The following is a 17,213-nucleotide window of genomic DNA, read 5'->3' on the forward strand; positions in this document are numbered from 1 at the left end:
CCCAAGAGGTTTTGGGTTGGACTTAAAATAAGCCAGTTGATTGTGGCGAGAACAAACAGCTTTCTAGATTACAAAATTTTGCTTGGCGACCATAGCGCTTTGGACCCACCTGACTCCATGCCGAACTCAGTAGTGAAACGAAGCAGCGCCGATGGTAGTGTGGGGTCTCCCCATGTGAGAGTAGGACATCGCCAGGCTCTCATTGCTTATCTTGTTGATAGCTCGATGCTGTTGATATCTGCGATGCTCATGTATTGGCATACACTGCGCGTCTCGATTCAACATCCTCATCGCATCAAACAAGATAATCTAATTAGAGCTTAATGTTGGGCTTTAGTTAGCAAAAATTTAAGCATCAAAGCGGATATGCGTAAGACTTTGATGAGAAAACATCAAGCCCTGACCTGACGGTCGGGGCTTTTTTGTATCTGTCGCTTGGGTGATTGCTGGTTAAGTAGAAGAATGGGATTGAGGTTGCCAGTGTAAGCAAAAATCCCAGAAGCGGGTGAGTAAACCTGACTGGTATTTATCTTTGTGACGCACGAGCCAATAGCGCCGGGATAATAGCAGAGGGAGTTCGAGGGCAACGACTCGACCGTCGGCAATGGCGTGTTGCGCGGAGAGCTTAGATAGATATGCCAAGCCTAACCCGGCACTCGCTGCGTTTAAAATCGCTTCTGTGGTATTAAGCTCGAAAGAAAGGTGCCAGCGCTCGAAGCGAGGAGCAAGGCGTGAGAGAAAGTGCTCGCGTGTGCCTGAGCCAGATTCGCGGATCAGCCAAGTTTGATTGTCTAGATCCCCAACACTTAACGGCGCTTGACTGACAAGTGGGTGATCAGGGTGACACACCACTGCCATCTGATCACTTAGCCAAGGCGTTTGCAGTAAATCAGGATGTTGGATTTCACCTTCTATTAATCCGATATCCAGCTCGAAATGTTGCAGACGAGCGATGATCTCTTGGCTGTTTGCAATCACTAATGTTTGTTGTTGATGCGCGGTTGCATGACGAAAATCGCCGATCAGTGCCGGCAAAAGCTGGTTGCCCACCGTATCGCTTCCCCCTAAACGTAGGCAGCCAATCAACTGGCTGTCGTCTTTCAGTGCTGCGCTAATCTCATCGCTACGGGTCAGCAATTCATCTGCTTTAGGGATCAGCGCAGCACCTTGGTCATTAAGGTGGAGTCGGTTGCCGCGTCGATCAAACAAGGGGTAACCGAGCTGACTTTCTAACTCGGCAAGCGCCATGCTGACCGCTGGTTTACTGAGAAACAGTTTCTTGGCGGCGGCGGTGATCGTGCCCTCTTGCACGATAGTTAAAAACACTCGCAATTGAGGAAGTGAAAGCGCCATTACGACCTAGCGATTAAGGGTTTGAGCCACTATAAGGCCGCGGACTCTCAATGACAACGTTAACGACGGTCGGTAATCCAATGTTGGATTTCTTGTTGGGCCTGTTTTAAGGGTTGGTAGTACGGCGATTGTCTGTCCGTATGCTGGAGAACGAAATCGAGACTACGTACCACATTCCGCCAACGTGGCGTTTTGGGAACCGTTTCAAGGTGCAGGTATTTATCCAAGGTTCTTGTTTGCAGGCTACCTTTGTCGGAATAGACGCGCCATAGACCACTTTGCTCGGCCAAACCAACTTTATCACCGCCCCATGCCTCTAACGCGAGGTTCATCGCGATGACTAAGCTGTGATGTAAGCTGTCTGACTGCATTGCAGGCGTGTGCTCACTGGGTGAGGGAGATGATGTTGAAAAGCACGTCGCTTTTAAGCGGTGTTGCAGGTGCGATAAGGCCGTGGCAAGCCGTCCGATTTCATCTTGGCGTTGCCGATGCGTCACTGGATAGTCAAGCTCACCGGCTGCAAATTGTTCGGCGCACCAAGTCAGTTGCAACATAGGGAGAGCAAGACGATGGGAGAGCCAGTGCCCAATAAATAGCAGTAATACAATCAGGACTATCACCAAGGCCACACTGATTGAATACAGTCGATAAAGCGGCTGATACGCGCTTTGCTTGGGGGTGCAAGTTATCAGTGCCCAAGATGTGTTGCCGATGCTGACGGGACGATAAGCGGTCAGTTGTGGCATCAATGCATAGTCGCTGGGTGACAATACTCCTTGTTGACCCTCCAAGCTTTTTATAATTGCCGCTTGGGGAGGGGAAACAGCGAGTTTGGCATGACTTGAGCGGGGTACCCAGCCACTGAGTAAGGACTGATGCGATTGATCAATAAGCCATAAGGCTGAGTGAGGGCGTTGAAGCTGGCGAAGCATGGCGGATAAGTTATCCGTCGTGGTACTTACGGCAAGGATACTTTGGATCTGACCGCTTTTCAGTATCGGGGCGAGATACCATGCTTGCATGGTGCGTGAGCCTTGGGGAGCAAAGTGAGTGCGTACCCACTTAGGGCGCCGCTTAGGCGGGGCATCTAATAATTGGGTGACAGCTTGGCGTAGTCTGGTATCCGCGAGCAACTGTGGCGTGGCTTTGACGGCAAAAACGAGGTGTTGGTTTCGGTCAAACATCGCCACATTATTGAACTCATACCTTGCCATCCATGATTGGTATTGACGGTTAAACTGTCGATAAAGGCGATGATAGTTCTGGTTGTTGGTATTGAGGTGTGTTCCTGCGTTTTGCTGCAGGATTTGCATGAGCTGTCGGTGCGCTTGGGACGTGTCTTCACCTAATTGGGCGAACGCATTCGGAAAGCCATAGAAGCGCCCACCACTACTGATCGCCAAGTCGGAGTCTGCAAGGTTAACAACGGCACGCACCTGATCATGAAAATATTCTTTGATGGTGAAGTAGTAGCGATCTCGTTCGTTCTCCAGCTGTTGGTGGGCTTGGGTGATCAACAGCTGTGACTGACTCCATGTAAAGTAACCGGTCAGAATTATCACAGGAATAATGCTAAGGCTAAAAAACCACCACATAAAGCGGCGTTGAAGACGCGTCGAGTAACCCATATCCATTTGCACGCTGTGAGTACCTCTCCCTGATCACGCGGGCTTGAATCACAAGCGGCTGCCAAAAGGCAGCCGCGAGAGAGTAAACGCTAACACGTCCGATGAGCTAAAACTGTGACCTGCTGTCAGGTATCAAGCCTTAAAACTGTGTTAGTGCGCTGATTGATGGTGTTATCAGCAACTAGCGCGCTTTTTGCGCATGATAAACTGCGAATCGACGTGTTTTCGCGAGGGTATCGCACTGACCAAACCCTTTTTCAATAAGCGGTGGGTAACGTAAGAAGCTATTGGCGACGATCACCAGTTGGCCGCGACGGCGCAGATAGCGAGGGGCGCTTTCCAGTAACGACTCGGTGGCGTGATAATGTGTCTCTAGCCCTTCATGGAATGGGGGATTGCTGATAATGGCATCAAACTGCTGTCCACTGACGGCACTTAGCATATCTGAAACCAACACAGAACCTTTGAGTCCATTGGCCTCAAGGGTCGCTTGTGTCGAGGCAACGGCTAAGTGATTCACATCGACAAACGTCAGTGCGAGCTTGGTGTTGCTCGCCAGCAATGCGGTGCCAATGACACCAGCGCCACAACCGACGTCAATTACATCCCCTTCCATAGCGGGGAGGTTTTTCAGCAGTAAAGCGGTCCCGTCATCCAAACTTTTTTGGCTAAATACGCCGGGGAGTGCTCGGATCGTGAGGGCCATCTCTGCGATTTGCAACGGGTAATCATTAAACCATGCCGCTAACTCAAACTGAGGCGCTGGGGACGTGCACTCGCCGTAATACAGGCTGCACCGGCGCGCAGAGTCTTGTTTGGTGACGTGGCCATAAGGCGCAAAACGTTTTTCGATGCTTTTGACGCCACTACGGTTTTCACCCACCACTATCCAGTCGACGTTGGCGCCGAGGCGATGGGTGAGCATCGCGAGAAGAAAGTCAGCTTCTGCTTTCGATTTGGGCCAATAAAAGAGCACAAGGTCCACCGGCTGCTCATCATTATACTCAGCACCTGCGTGCACAGTGACACCCGTATCGGCCATGCGCGTTGCATAGCCGTGATGCGTGGTAAACACAGAGACACTTTTTGCATGTGCGAGGAGTTGCCGAGCAAAGTCATCTTCCAGCTCACCTGCCAATAGAACATGTTTGTTTTCAAATAGCGTCAGGTGGCGCTGCGCAATTTCACTCGGGGCCGTTAAACTCATGATCGTTCTCTTTACGTGATTCAGACGTGACAATCGACGCGCTTAGGTGCGCGCTGGGGAGCGGATTGTCCCACAAAGCGCGCACTAGGCCAACCTATGCCAAGTTAGGCATTGTCTTGGCGGTCGAGGAAACGCTCGAACTCAATTTCATACATGCGAAAGAGGACGAGGGTGAGCGAGAAGATGATGGGGCCATAAATCAGTCCCATCAATCCAAATAGGTGCAGGCCGCCAAGCAAAGAGAAGAAGATGAGCAAGGTATTCATCCCCGAGTTCCCCTGCATCAAAAACGGGCGTAGCAGGTTATCAATCGAGCCGACCACCACCACGCTCCATATCAATAGCCCTAGCGCCCATTGCCATTCGCCCGTGATGGCTAAATACACCACTGTCGGCAGCCAGATAAGTGCTGTGCCCACCACGGGAATAAAGGAAGCGAAAGCCATCATGGTTCCCCAGAATAGGGCGGGCAGTCCCACGGCCCACATGGCTAAGCCACCGGCTGCGCCTTGGGCGAGTGCGGTGAGAAATGAGCCTAACACGGCAGATTTGGCGACTTTCTCGACTTCATCGAGCAGTTGGTCTTCTTGGCTGCGAGAAAGTGGGATCACATGACGCAGAGTTTGAATGATGCTTTCGTGATCTCGGAGTAAAAAGAAGAGCACAAACAGCATCAGCATAAAATTGATAAAAAAGTTGGTCACATCGCCCAGTACTTTGGAGCTGAACTCTAACATTTGCCCACTGAATGATGACATCCAAGCAGCGAGTTTCTTCACCGTTTCTTGCGGGTCTATCAAATCAAACGGAAGCCATTGATTGAAAAAGTGGAGCGCACCCTGAACTTGTGGGTTATTCATCAGGGATTTTGCGCCACCATTATTCAACCAGTCATAACTTTGAGTAAAAAAGCTAACACCTTGTTGGATGATGGCCGCGGCGACTAAGGTCAGCGGGATAATGATAATAAAGGTTAGCAGCACACAGGACAGCACCGCGGCAGTATTCGGGCGATCGCCCAAGCGTTGCTCGATACGGTTATGCACCGGAAAAAACAATAGCGAGACGATAAAGGCCAGCACAATGGCGCCAATATAGGGCTCAATAAGCAGATAACACGCGTAGGTGGCAACGATAAGCGCTGCAATCAGGGTCCAGTGTTTGGGCTCGACGCGAAATGACGGGCTCACAGGCGTATCCTTTTTTGCTGAATGTCGGTGGGCGATGCCCTCGATAAACTAAGGCGGATCGGTGATCCGCCGTATTTATGAGCACCTTACCATAGACAGATTAGTCTGCGTCAGCTAAAAAAATCGCCAACAGATCGTTTAAGAATAATTTTCCCTTTGGCGTGATTTGCCAGTGTGATCGGGTGTCTGTGATTAACCCTTGCTCAATTGCCTCTGCCATAGGCGCATCGAGTGTCGATAGCGGCAAGCCTGTCCGCTGGACAAACTCAGCTTTGGGACAAGCTTCCAATAAACGGAAGCGATTCATAAAGAACTCAAAGGCCAGCTCTGTGGGTTTGACCCATTGACTATCGGTCAGGTAGGCCTTTTCCGGGTCGAGGTAGCCGCGCGGATGCTTGACTTTGACTGTGCGCAACACCCGTGCTTGACCTTGATCTGGCAATGTCAGTTTTCCATGAGCCCCGCAGCCAATCCCTAAATAGTCGCCAAATCGCCAGTAGTTGAGATTGTGCTGGCATTGCTTGTTCTCAAGGCTGTAGGCCGAGGTTTCATACTGCACATAGCCGGCGTCTGTGAGCAATTGATGGCCTTTGTCAAAAATATCCCAAAGGGTATCTTCTTCTGGCAGCGTAGGCGGTTTGGAGTAAAACTGGGTGTTAGGCTCGATGGTTAACTGATACCAAGACAAATGCGGTGGATTCAGTGCAATGGCCTTTTCAAGATCCGCCAGCGCTTCTTGCTCCGATTGATTGGGTAAGCCGTGCATCAAATCGAGATTGAAGCTATCCAATCCGGCTTGGTGTGCGAGCTGAGCCGCACGTTCGGCCTCTCCCGGACCATGAATACGCCCTAAGCGCTCGAGTTTATCGGCGGAAAAGCTTTGTACACCAATAGAGATTCGATTGACGCCCGCTTGACGGTAGCCAATGAACTTATCGGCTTCCACCGTGCCGGGGTTCGCTTCCATGGTCACTTCCATGTTTGCGCTTGGCATTAGGCGTGCTTTGATGCCATCCAGCAAGCGCTGAATTTCGGGGGCCGACATCAAGCTTGGCGTGCCACCACCAATAAAAATCGAATGCAGTGGTCGCTCAGCGACAGAAGGATAAGCGGCCAAGTCGGTATCAAGGTCATCGAGCAATGCACTGATATAGTCCGACTCTGGGATCACCCCTTTTTGCGCATGAGAGTTAAAGTCGCAGTATGGGCATTTTTGTACACACCACGGGATGTGTACGTACAAACTCAGAGGGATCATGCTTACTGGGCCGCTTTTAACGCATTGAATAAGTGGTTGAGCGCTTGGCCGCGATGGGAGCGCTGTTTTTTCTCTGATGCGGGCATCTCTGCGGCGGCGCACTGTTGGTCATGGGGTAAGAACACAGGATCATAACCAAAGCCATTGTCACCCTGAGGGGTGTGGGCAATTTTGCCTTCCCACACACCATGGCACACCAGAGGAGTAGGGTCATTGGCATGACGCATATATACGAGCACACAGTGAAAACGTGCGGTACGCTGCGCATCCGGTACGTCTTGCATCGCGTCTAGCAGTTTGACGACATTGTCGCTATCGCTCGCTTGTTCACCTGCATAACGGGCAGAGTAGACTCCAGGCGCGCCGTTGAGGTAATCAACTTCTAGACCTGAGTCGTCTGCGATGGCAGGCAGGCCAGTAATTTTTGCCGCATGACGGGCTTTGATAATGGCATTTTCAATGAACGTGGTTCCAGTCTCATCGGCATCCTTGACGGCAAAATCGCTCTGAGGCAAGACCTCAAAACCGAACTCGCAGAGTAAGCCAGCCATTTCTTTTACTTTTCCAGCATTGCCGGTGGCGAGTACAACTTTGTTCATGAATAGTACCTATTTGCTTAAAGCCCGATTAAGGGGTATCAACGTAAAATTTGTAGCGATAGTCCAAGGTGGCGGATCGGTTGCCTTGGGCGTTTAATTCGATATGAAACTGATACGTTTCTTCATCGTCAGCCGCAAAGGTCGCGATGTAGTAAATCGCCTCACCTTCACGTATTTCCTTGAAGTCTAGCTCACGGCTATTGCCAACGAGGTTTTTCACGCTTCCTGTCAAGGTCGCACTGACCGCCGGTTTGCCGAGCTGCATTTTATCAAGCACGGCGATATTCACTAGTCCGCGGTAGCCACTTCGCGTGATGTCGTACTGTTTTGCGATCTCAGGGGTTAAAAAGGTGGTCGAGATCGTGTTGTAGTGCACTTCGAGCTCACCCACCTCTTTGTATTGCCCTGACCACGCTGACAGCGAGAATAGACTCAGAAAACTGACCAGCATTACCGTAAATGTACGCATAATTCTTCCTTGTTGTCGTGCGAGTCGCCTCGCCTGAATACGGATAATTGACGATGAGTGATCAGTGGGGAAGATACGGGGTTAGCCAATCAGGAAGCTGTTGGGGGGCTTCAATCTGCACTTGCTTGTGTCGATTTGTTAACCCGTGGGTCACTGTCACATTGCTTTTTGCGATCTTACACTGCTTGGCAAGCCATCGGCATAAATGGGCATTGGCTTTGCCATCCGTGGGTGGTGCTGTGATGGCGATCTTAAGCGCATCGCCATGTTGGCCCAGACACTGGTCTCGGCTTGCTTTGGGTTGTACGTACAGACGCAATGTGATTGCGCCTGTCTCAGTATCAACACGGACGGGCATTACAGCGCGTACCACACTGGGCCGAGAAAATCGCCAATCAGCATATTGATAAACTGTAACGCAATAAACACCACCAAGATGCTTAAATCGAGCCCGCCAATCGGTGGGATCACGCGACGTACCGGCGCACATACGGGCTCAGTCAGTTGGTGGAACACGTATTCAACCGGATTATTCCCTTGGCTGACCCAGCTAAGAATGGCGCGCAGAATCAGCACCCAGAACAGCAGTTTCCCAGCGGCTTTTAGGAGTGCGATGGCGGAGAAAATAAACATGCCACCACTTAGCGTCAATGGATTACCCGCCACCAAATCGAGCACGGCAAACTTCGCGACCATTAACAGGTAGCCAAAAAGCACGGTAGCGAGATCTAAGCTGCCCAGTGATGGGATCAGACGGCGTAGCGGTCCGACAACAGGCTGGGTTGCTTTCACCACAAACTGGGAGAAAGGATTATAGAAGTCGGCACGGGCTAATTGTAGCCAAACGCGCAACAGCACCACCATGATGTAAAGATCAAACGCGGTGTTGATCAGAAAGGTCATTGCATTCATATCGTCGCCTTAGTGATTAAAATTCTTTTTCCATTTGTTCGGCACGGCTAACTGCCGCTTGCATGGCTTGCGCGACAATATCACCGATCCGGTTTTCGTCAAACACACGCAATGCTTCAGCGGTTGTGCCTCCTTTGGAGGTCACCTGTTCGCGTAGAGTGCCTAATCCGATATCTGGGTTGGCTACCACCATTTGCGCAGCGCCAAGCGCCGCTTGTTGCACCAAACGACGTGCGGTGTGGTCGTCAAAGCCTTGCTGCATCGCTTCTTGATGCATGGCTTCCATAAATCGGAAGAAATACGCGGGTGCGCTGCCGGCTGCCGCAATCACGCCATTGATGTCAGATTCTTGGTTGACCCAGCAGATCTCACCGACAGCTTGCATGAGTGCGCCCGCATAATCACGATCCTCATCCGACACGGTAGGGACGGCGTAAAGGCCACTCATCCCTTGTCCGACTAAAGAGGGAGTATTGGGCATCACGCGAACGAGGTTGAGTGTTGTGCCTGCCATCGCCATCAGGCGATCGGCATGGATCCCTGCTGCGATCGAAATCACTAATTTGTTTTGCCAATCGACGTCGGTCAGCGAGGCGAGCACTTGCGCCATCAGCTGTGGCTTGACCGCCAATACCACCACCTCTGCCCCTTGGCATGCGGCAAGATTATCGGCGGTGGTCTGAATACCCCATTCGGCCTGCAAGCCGCTATTCGGCGAGGCACTTGGTGACGCCGCCGTAATCGCTGAGGCTGGATAGCCCGATTGAATTAAGCCCGCGATAATGGAGCGAGCCATGTTCCCTGCGCCAATAAAAGTCAGTGCGCGATGTTCCATGAATGACGTTCCTATTGTTGGTGGTACCTGATGCTGATAACCAGCACGTCACGTGTCGTTCTATTTTCTTTTTCCCGCAGTGCGTTAGCGTTTTTCTCGTGCCCCAAATACCGCTGTCCCAATTCGTACCATGGTGCTTCCGGATGCAATCGCTGCTTCCATGTCGCCGCTCATCCCCATTGATAGCGTATCGACGCTCTCGTATTTCGCTTTTAATGCTGAAAACATGTCAGCCAAAGGGGTGAAGGCGGCACATTGTTGGATATAGTCGGTTTCAGGTTGAGGAATCGACATCAAACCCCGTACGGTGAGATTCGGTAACTGAGCGATTGCCTCAATCAGCGCTTCGGCCTCCTCAAAAGCGACCCCTGACTTTGACGTTTCCCCGCTGCTATTCACTTGCACCAATACATTCAGGGCGGGTAAATGTGCGGGACGTTGCTCACTCAAACGTTTGGCGACTTTTAAGCGATCCACAGAATGTACCCAATCAAAGTGCTCGGCAATTTGACGCGTTTTGTTGGACTGAATGGGGCCAATAAAGTGCCATTCCAATGCGGAATGTGCGGCATGCTGAGCAAAATGCTGCACTTTTTCCACGCCTTCTTGTACGTAGTTTTCACCAAACGCGTGTTGTCCTGCCGCCAACGCTTCTGCGATGGCTTCGATGGGCTTGGTTTTACTCACCGCAAGCAATTGCACCGAACCTTCGGGTCGGCCGCATTTTTGCGTCGCGTGGTCTATGTGTTCCATGACCTGTTCAATGTTTTTCTTGATACTACACATACTTGATTCTGCGAGGAAAATGAATGGATATCACTGAGCTATTGGCCTTTAGTGTAAAACATAATGCGTCAGATCTACATCTTTCCGCGGGAGTGGCGCCTATGGTGCGGGTAGATGGCGATGTGCGCAAGTTGAGTTTGCCAGCGTTGAGCCATCAAGAGGTCAATCAATTGGTCCTGGATGTTATGAATGATAACCAGCAGCGTGAATTTCAAGCGCAGTTGGAAGTGGATTTTTCATTTCATATGCAGTCTGTGGGACGCTTTCGGGTTAATGCATTTCATCAGCAACACGGCTGCGCGGCGGTATTTCGGGTGATCCCCGAGACAGTCCCCAGTTTGGCGGACCTCCATGCACCAGAGATTTTTGCGGATTTTGCTCGGCTCTCAAACGGATTAGTGTTGGTCACCGGCCCGACGGGCTCGGGGAAATCCACCACGCTGGCGGCCATGGTTGATCATATTAATCGCCATGCGCCCAAACATATTCTTACCATTGAAGATCCGATTGAGTTTATTCATCACCCGCAACAAAGTTTGATTAATCAGCGTGAAGTGAAGCGCGATACTTTATCGTTTCAGCAAGCGCTGCGTTCGGCGTTGCGTGAGGATCCGGATGTGATTTTGGTGGGAGAGCTGCGTGATCTCGATACCATTAGCTTGGCGTTAACGGCGGCGGAAACCGGACACCTGGTATTCGGCACCTTGCATACGTCAAGCGCAGCGAAAACAGTCGACCGTATTATTGATGTCTTTCCCGGCAGTGATAAGCCGCTGGTCCGCTCGATGCTTTCGGCCTCACTGCGGGCGGTCGTGTCTCAGCAACTGATAAAAACAGCGCAAGGTGGGCGCGTGGCCGCCCATGAAATCATGATCGCAAGCCCAGCGATTCGTAACCTCATCCGTGAGGATAAGGTGGCGCAAATGGTGTCGATGATTCAAACCGGCTCCAATCAAGGGATGCAAACCATGGAGCAAGCACTGGCCGATTTAGTCGGGCAAGGGACGATCGCGCCTGAACAACGCGATCGCGTATTACGTGCGCTTTAGGAGGAAGCATGAAACTCAGTAGTGTGCTGGTGGCGATGCAAGAACACACCGCCTCGGATGCGTATATTTCTGTGGATGCGCCTGTGATGTTACGGGTGGATGGACGCTTAAAACCTCTGTCTTCGCCGTTGTCGTTGGCGGCAATCAACGTCATGTTGAACAGTGCGATGAACGAGGAACAAAAGCAGCAATTTATTACCACGCGAGAAGCGAACTTTGCGGTAAAACGCAGTGTTGGGCGTTTTCGGATCAGTGCTTACTGGCAGCGCGATATGCCCAGCATGGTGATCCGTCGGATAGAAACCGAGATTCCGCGTTTGTCATCGTTAGGCACCCCAGTGGTGCTCGAAGAGCTTGCGATGCAAAAGCGAGGCTTGGTGCTAGTGGTTGGGGCGACGGGGTCGGGTAAGTCGACAACCATGGCTGCGATGATGGGGTTTCGTAATCATTATGGCCAAGGCCATATCCTAACGGTTGAGGATCCAATCGAATTTGTTCATGAGCATCAGCAATGCATTGTCAGTCAACGCGAAATTGGTATTGATACCCAAGATTATCAAACAGCGCTAAAAAATGCGCTCAGGCAAGCACCAGATATGGTGGTGATTGGTGAAATACGCACACCAGAAACCATGAACTTCGCGCTTCAGTTTGCGGAAACGGGCCATCTTTGCTTGGCCACTTTACATGCGAATAACGCTTACCAAGCACTAGAGCGAGCATTACACTTGATGCCTAAAGCACAGCGAGAGACCTTTTTATTTGATTTATCGATGAACTTAAAAGGTGTCATCGCTCAACAGTTGGTACCGGGCGTGAATGGAGTTGGGCGGCATGGTGCCTTTGAACTATTGATTAATAACGCGCATGTGGCAGAGCTGATCCGTAATGGTGAACTGCACGCGTTGAAAAAAGCCATGTTGAGCGGGGAGCATTTTGGTATGCAGACCTTTGATCAATCACTGTATGCGCTTTATGTGCAAGGGAGTATCAGTGAGGATGAGGCGCTGCGGCATGCTGACTCGGCCAATGAATTGAAGTTGATGATCAAAACCGGTGCCAAGCACAGTGCGCCGGGCTGCGCACTGGATCATGTACGAATTGAAAGAGCGGGTTCTCAGGATTAATCGGCGTATTGGCGTTCAAACCAACTTTCGATAATCACCACCGCAGATTGTGCATCGACCGCGCCTTTTTGCAGTGCCTTATAGCCACCACGTTCGAACAATGCCGCACGGGCCTCCCGAGTGGAAAGACGTTCGTCGTGCAGTTCGACAGGATAACCGAAACGTCCATGCAGACGGTTGGCAAACTTGCGGGCGCGCGGGGTAATGGTCTCAAGTGGTTCACCATTCAAGTCAAGTGGCAACCCGACCACCAAAACATCGGGTTGCCATTCTTTGAGTAATGACGCGATCTCTTCCCAATTGGGGATCCCATCGCGGGCTTTTAATGCACATAGAGGGCGTGCGGTTCCCGTTAACGATTGACCGATCGCAACGCCAATACTTTTGACGCCATAATCAAACCCAAGCACGGTGTGTGAAGTCATGCGTGTCCTATTTCTGAAGATAAATTCGCCGCCTTGATCCCCAGTTGATCGAGGGCTTTTTGCCAACGCTCACTAAGGGGGGTGTCAAAAATCACTTTGGGATCGGCTTCCAAGGTTAACCAGCTGTTTTCGGCTAACTCCAGCTCAAGTTGCCCGGGCTCCCATCCGGCATAGCCGAGCGCGACAATAAATTGGTCGGGCTGCTCATCGGTTCCCAAAATAGACAGTATGTCTTTGGAGGTAGTAACCGCAAGATCGTCAGACAGTGGGATGCTCGTGCCAAAGCTTCGATCTGCACGGTGGAGCACAAAGCCGCGATCTTCCGACACTGGGCCGCCAAACAGGACGGGTTGCGCTAGGCTATCTTTGGCTTGTGAGAGCGGAAGCTGCCGCTCAACCTCGATTTGGTCGAGCATTTTGCCCACCGAGATATTGATAGGCTGATTGATCATCAATCCCATCGCGCCGTCATCGTTATGCTCACACACGTAAATCACACCATGTTGAAAACGGCTATCGGTCATGCTTGGCATTGCGACTAAAAAATGATTTTTCAGATTCATATCGCCGTTCTCCCGTTGAGGCGCGTACTTTGAGTATGCGCTAAAAAACAAAGTTAGGTGAAAATAGGCGCATTAAATGCGCCCACTGACTTACCCTTGGCAACGTGTTGCAATGGCATCCATCAGCAAATCACCAATCGATATATCATACGCTGCATCAATTTCGCGGATGCAGGTGGGGCTGGTGACGTTGATTTCAGTCAGCTTGTCGCCAATGACATCAAGGCCGACAAAAATTAAGCCTTTCTCTTTAAGCGTTGGTGCAACCGCGCGCGCAATCTCCCAATCGGTCGGGGATAAGGGGCGTGCTTCACCACGTCCGCCAGCGGCAAGGTTACCACGTGTTTCGCCATCGGCAGGAATACGCGCCAAGCAGTACGGCACCGGCTCACCATCGACCACTAAGATACGTTTGTCGCCATTGCTGATATCAGGCACGAAGGTTTGCGCCATGCAAAAACGGTTGCCGTGCTCGGTCAGGGTTTCAATAATTACTGACAGGTTCGGATCGCCTTGTTTGACCCGAAAGATAGACGCGCCGCCCATGCCATCGAGCGGTTTTAAAATCACATCGCCATGTTCGGCCTGGAATGCTTTGATCTCGTCGGCACGACGGGTCACTAATGTGGTCGGAGTGTGTTCTGGGAACCACGCGGTATAAAGCTTTTCATTGCAATCGCGCAAGCTCTGCGGTTTGTTAACAATCAATACTCCCGCTTGCTCGGCACGCTCTAGCATATAGGTCGCATAAATATATTCGGTATCAAACGGGGGATCTTTACGCATCAAAATGGCATCAAACGCACTCAGTGGCTGTGTTTGAGTGTGGGTAATTTGATACCAATCGTTCGGATTGTCTTGTAGCGAGACTTGATGGGTTTTCGCGTACGGCGCGCCTTGCAACATCGACATATCATCCATGTTGATATAATGCACTTCCCAACCGCGTTTTTGTGCTGCCAACATCATGGCAAACGTGGAATCTTTTTTTACATTGATGGCCGAGATCGGATCCATCACAACACCAATTTTCATCTTGATTCTCCTGTTCGCCAACTAGCCCAAATCACCGAAACGAACCTGCAAAGCGGTAATGGCCGTCAGTGCGGCGGTTTCGGTCCGCAATACACGGGGGCCGAGTAAAATTTCTTTAAAGTCACAATCGCGCGTCATGGCGATTTCTTCATCGGACAATCCACCTTCGGGGCCTATCAATAAGCGTAGCTTCGATGGACGCTCTGGCAGCGTATTAATGGAATACGGGGCGCGAGGGTGTAGGTTGAGCTTCAGTCCGGCAAAGGCTTCTTGGCTCCACGCCTCCAACATCATCACAGGACGAACTTCTGGGACGCGATTACGGCCACTTTGTTCGCAGGCGCCAATGGCGATCTTTTGCCATTGTTGGCGTTTTTTCTCGAGTCGTTCTGCATTGAGCTTCACGCCGCACCGTGCTGATATCAGCGGAGTGATCACATTGACGCCCAGTTCGACCGACTTTTGAATGGTGAACTCCATTTTCTCGCCGCGCGAGATCACTTGTCCAAGCTCGAGGTCAAGTGGCGACTCCACACTGTGATCGTCTCGTGCACTGATGGTCACGGACACCTGTTTTTTAGTGACATCGCTTAAAGTGGCGGGAAACTGAGCGCCACTGCCATCAAAAAGCAGCACGGCTTGGCCCGGCTGCATGCGCAATACGCGACCAATATGATTGGCCGCATCGTCGGTGAGCGTCACATCGCCTTGTGATGGCAAAGGGTCTGGGTGATAAATTCGAGGAATACGCATAATGCTTGAGTTCCGTGATCAATAAGTTGCCAGTGTAACACGCTGTTCTGTGACTGGGAGGCTTGTGTTGATATGGGGACAGACACGAAAAAAACCAAGACGAGAAAAACGCGATTATAGTACCGCGGATACCGGCATCAGCGTTTGGTGACAGCGTTTACATCGGTAGCTCGCCTCACCGCGTCGCACTTTATTGTGGCGCCGTACGGTCAAGGCCACTTCCCCGCAATGGCACGCATAGGCAAACGTTTTGCCTTGAACGGCAGTAATATCGAGTTGATGGGTGGTGTTGGCCGGTGCCTGAAACACGGTTTCCATCAAGGTACGCCATTGTGAGCCGTGAGGCTTAACGCGTCCATACAATGCGAAGGTGACGAGGTGACAGACTTCATGCGGGATCACTTCCTCAAAAAACACATGAGGAGACTGTTGAAGCAGCACGGGATTAAAACGCAATCGCCATTGGGTCGGATGCGCTGTGCCGGCGGCACTTCCCCGCAGCGACAGGCTAGTGTCGGGATAAGTCAGTTGAATACCGAGCTGGTGGTTGGCGGTGTCAATGCACTCGCGTACCCGTTCAAAAACGGCATCAGCCAGTGGTTCAGAGACTGCGGGCATGGCAATCGTTACCTCACTCGAGTTAACGTCTTGGGGTCATGTAACATGCGTCATTTAACATGTGTCACAACACATGGGTGATTAAAAAAAGGGAAGCCGCTGCTTCCCTTCCTTTCTTTGCGCACAATGAGCGTTAGCCCAAGGTTAACCAAGTTTAGCAAATTCGCGCAATAGCTCGGCTTTGTCGGTTTTCTCCCAAGGGAAAATATCACGACCAAAGTGACCGTATGCGGCGGTTTGCTTATAAATCGGTTGTAGCAGATCTAGCATTTCCTGCAGACCGTATGGGCGCAAGTCGAAGTTTTCACGCACCGCCTTGATAATGACTTCAGGGGCCACTTTTTCGGTACCAAAGGTTTCGACCATGATAGAAGTCGGCTCGGCGACACCAATCGCGTAAGACAATTGGATTTCACAGCGGTCCGCCAGACCGGCAGCGACAATGTTTTTCGCCACATAGCGTGCCGCATAGGCGGCTGAGCGGTCAACTTTCGATGGATCTTTACCGGAGAATGCACCACCACCGTGACGGGCTGCACCGCCGTAGGTATCGACGATAATTTTACGGCCAGTAAGACCACAGTCGCCCATTGGGCCACCAATCACGAAACGACCGGTTGGGTTGATGAAGTATTTGGTTTCTTTGGTCAGCCATTCTGCGGGCAGAACTGGCTTGATAATCTCTTCCATCACCGCTTCACGCAGAGTTTCGGTAGAGACGCTGTCGCAATGCTGAGTAGAAAGTACAACTGCGTCGATGCCGACGATCTTGCCGTTGTCGTACGCAAAAGTGACCTGACTTTTAGCGTCTGGACGCAACCAATCTAGGGTGCCATCTTTACGCGCTTGCGCTTGGCGCTCGACCAAACGGTGCGAGTAAGTGATCGGGGCAGGCATAAGGACATTGGTTTCGTTGGTTGCGTAACCAAACATAATGCCTTGGTCGCCTGCGCCTTGATCTTTGGGATCGGCACGGTCAACACCTTGGTTAATATCTGGTGACTGCTTACCAATGGTGTTGAGAACCGCGCACGAGTTGGCATCAAAGCCCATGTCTGAGTGTACATAGCCAATGTCGCGAACCGTTTGGCGTGTCAGCTCTTCAATATCGACCCACGCTGAGGTGGTGATCTCGCCGCCGACCATTACCATGCCGGTTTTTACATAAGTTTCGCAGGCAACGCGCGCTCTTGGATCTTGCTCAAGAATTGCATCCAAAACGGCATCTGAAATTTGGTCTGCGATTTTATCTGGATGGCCTTCAGAGACAGACTCTGAAGTAAACAGGTGCTTAGCCATGTGACACTCTCATTGTTTATCAAGGATACCGACGATACGAGGCGAAATCGATCGCCGATCATCTCAGATGTTTTAACTTCTAGACGTCTATTCTATTCGTAATTGTG

At 51.2% G+C, this 17,213-nt stretch carries 19 protein-coding genes and 1 rRNA gene; 3 read left to right on the plus strand and 17 right to left on the minus strand.

The features are described 5' to 3' along the window. The first annotated feature begins 81 nt into the window (after window positions 1–81). A 5S ribosomal RNA gene (gene rrf, locus BZG84_RS01645) occupies window positions 82–197 on the plus strand. A gap of 253 nt (window positions 198–450) precedes the next feature. Here the strand turns inward: rrf and BZG84_RS01650 are convergent. The 11 genes from BZG84_RS01650 to BZG84_RS01700 form a co-directional block, all read right to left on the minus strand. Further along, entirely contained in the window at window positions 451–1,353 is a 903-nt protein-coding gene (locus BZG84_RS01650) for a LysR substrate-binding domain-containing protein (RefSeq protein WP_077677949.1), read from the minus strand. Window positions 1,354–1,412: 59 nt separating this feature from the next. Beyond that, the gene (locus tag BZG84_RS01655; RefSeq protein ID WP_077479832.1) at window positions 1,413–2,987 is read right to left on the minus strand and encodes a HAMP domain-containing protein; all 1,575 of its coding nucleotides are present in this window, start codon (window positions 2,985–2,987) and stop codon (window positions 1,413–1,415) included. A 175-nt stretch (window positions 2,988–3,162) separates the two neighbouring features. Then, window positions 3,163–4,188: a 16S rRNA (guanine(1207)-N(2))-methyltransferase RsmC gene (gene rsmC / locus BZG84_RS01660; protein WP_077677950.1), complete on the minus strand. Its 1,026-nt coding sequence runs from the start codon at window positions 4,186–4,188 to the stop codon at window positions 3,163–3,165. A 104-nt stretch (window positions 4,189–4,292) separates the two neighbouring features. Next, the gene (locus BZG84_RS01665; protein ID WP_077457424.1) at window positions 4,293–5,378 is read right to left on the minus strand and encodes an AI-2E family transporter; all 1,086 of its coding nucleotides are present in this window, start codon (window positions 5,376–5,378) and stop codon (window positions 4,293–4,295) included. A gap of 100 nt (window positions 5,379–5,478) precedes the next feature. Then, the gene (gene hemW, locus BZG84_RS01670; RefSeq protein WP_077479834.1) at window positions 5,479–6,636 is read right to left on the minus strand and encodes a radical SAM family heme chaperone HemW; all 1,158 of its coding nucleotides are present in this window, start codon (window positions 6,634–6,636) and stop codon (window positions 5,479–5,481) included. A gap of 2 nt (window positions 6,637–6,638) precedes the next feature. Continuing rightward, complete coding sequence (gene rdgB / locus BZG84_RS01675; RefSeq protein ID WP_077479835.1) at window positions 6,639–7,235, minus strand: RdgB/HAM1 family non-canonical purine NTP pyrophosphatase; 597 nt, start codon at window positions 7,233–7,235, stop codon at window positions 6,639–6,641. A gap of 28 nt (window positions 7,236–7,263) precedes the next feature. After that, window positions 7,264–7,704 carry a DUF4426 domain-containing protein gene (locus BZG84_RS01680; protein ID WP_069591168.1) on the minus strand — a complete coding sequence of 147 codons (441 nt, stop codon included), beginning with the start codon at window positions 7,702–7,704 and terminating at the stop codon, window positions 7,264–7,266. A gap of 61 nt (window positions 7,705–7,765) precedes the next feature. After that, a complete protein-coding gene (locus tag BZG84_RS01685) occupies window positions 7,766–8,062 on the minus strand; it encodes a DUF167 family protein (protein ID WP_077479836.1) in 297 nt (98 codons plus the stop codon). Further along, on the minus strand, window positions 8,062–8,616 hold the full coding sequence (locus BZG84_RS01690) for a YggT family protein (RefSeq protein WP_077677951.1): 555 nt from the start codon (window positions 8,614–8,616) through the stop codon (window positions 8,062–8,064). The genes BZG84_RS01685 and BZG84_RS01690 overlap by 1 nt, the downstream gene beginning before the upstream one ends. Window positions 8,617–8,632: 16 nt before the next feature. Next, window positions 8,633–9,451 carry a pyrroline-5-carboxylate reductase gene (gene proC / locus BZG84_RS01695; RefSeq protein WP_077479838.1) on the minus strand — a complete coding sequence of 273 codons (819 nt, stop codon included), beginning with the start codon at window positions 9,449–9,451 and terminating at the stop codon, window positions 8,633–8,635. 84 nt (window positions 9,452–9,535) lie between these two features. Further along, the gene (locus BZG84_RS01700; RefSeq protein WP_077479839.1) at window positions 9,536–10,237 is read right to left on the minus strand and encodes a YggS family pyridoxal phosphate-dependent enzyme; all 702 of its coding nucleotides are present in this window, start codon (window positions 10,235–10,237) and stop codon (window positions 9,536–9,538) included. Between the two features lie 23 nt (window positions 10,238–10,260). On the opposite strand from BZG84_RS01700, the gene BZG84_RS01705 reads away from it, so the two are divergent. Next, entirely contained in the window at window positions 10,261–11,286 is a 1,026-nt protein-coding gene (locus tag BZG84_RS01705) for a type IV pilus twitching motility protein PilT (protein WP_069591174.1), read from the plus strand. A gap of 8 nt (window positions 11,287–11,294) precedes the next feature. After that, complete coding sequence (locus BZG84_RS01710; protein ID WP_077479840.1) at window positions 11,295–12,413, plus strand: PilT/PilU family type 4a pilus ATPase; 1,119 nt, start codon at window positions 11,295–11,297, stop codon at window positions 12,411–12,413. On the opposite strand, the gene ruvX is transcribed toward BZG84_RS01710, so the two are convergent. From ruvX to metK, 6 genes are all read right to left on the minus strand, one after another. After that, the gene (ruvX, locus tag BZG84_RS01715; RefSeq protein WP_069591176.1) at window positions 12,410–12,838 is read right to left on the minus strand and encodes a Holliday junction resolvase RuvX; all 429 of its coding nucleotides are present in this window, start codon (window positions 12,836–12,838) and stop codon (window positions 12,410–12,412) included. The two genes, BZG84_RS01710 and ruvX, sit on opposite strands and share 4 nt — an antisense overlap. Further along, a complete protein-coding gene (locus BZG84_RS01720; RefSeq protein ID WP_077479841.1) occupies window positions 12,835–13,401 on the minus strand; it encodes a YqgE/AlgH family protein in 567 nt (188 codons plus the stop codon). The genes ruvX and BZG84_RS01720 overlap by 4 nt, the downstream gene beginning before the upstream one ends. 90 nt (window positions 13,402–13,491) lie before the next feature. Next, window positions 13,492–14,436, minus strand: a complete 945-nt coding sequence (gene gshB, locus BZG84_RS16365; RefSeq protein WP_077479842.1) for a glutathione synthase — start codon at window positions 14,434–14,436, stop codon at window positions 13,492–13,494. A gap of 21 nt (window positions 14,437–14,457) precedes the next feature. Continuing rightward, window positions 14,458–15,189, minus strand: a complete 732-nt coding sequence (gene rsmE / locus BZG84_RS16370) for a 16S rRNA (uracil(1498)-N(3))-methyltransferase (RefSeq protein WP_069591180.1) — start codon at window positions 15,187–15,189, stop codon at window positions 14,458–14,460. Window positions 15,190–15,303: 114 nt separating this feature from the next. Beyond that, window positions 15,304–15,807, minus strand: coding sequence for a SprT family zinc-dependent metalloprotease (locus BZG84_RS01735; protein ID WP_077677952.1), 504 nt, complete (start codon window positions 15,805–15,807; stop codon window positions 15,304–15,306). 144 nt (window positions 15,808–15,951) lie between these two features. Next, window positions 15,952–17,106 carry a methionine adenosyltransferase gene (gene metK, locus BZG84_RS01740; RefSeq protein WP_077479844.1) on the minus strand — a complete coding sequence of 385 codons (1,155 nt, stop codon included), beginning with the start codon at window positions 17,104–17,106 and terminating at the stop codon, window positions 15,952–15,954. Window positions 17,107–17,213: the final 107 nt, after the last annotated feature.

The sequence above is a fragment of the Salinivibrio sp. PR932 genome (genome assembly GCF_001996125.1).
Taxonomy (GTDB): Bacteria; Pseudomonadota; Gammaproteobacteria; order Enterobacterales; family Vibrionaceae; genus Salinivibrio; species Salinivibrio proteolyticus.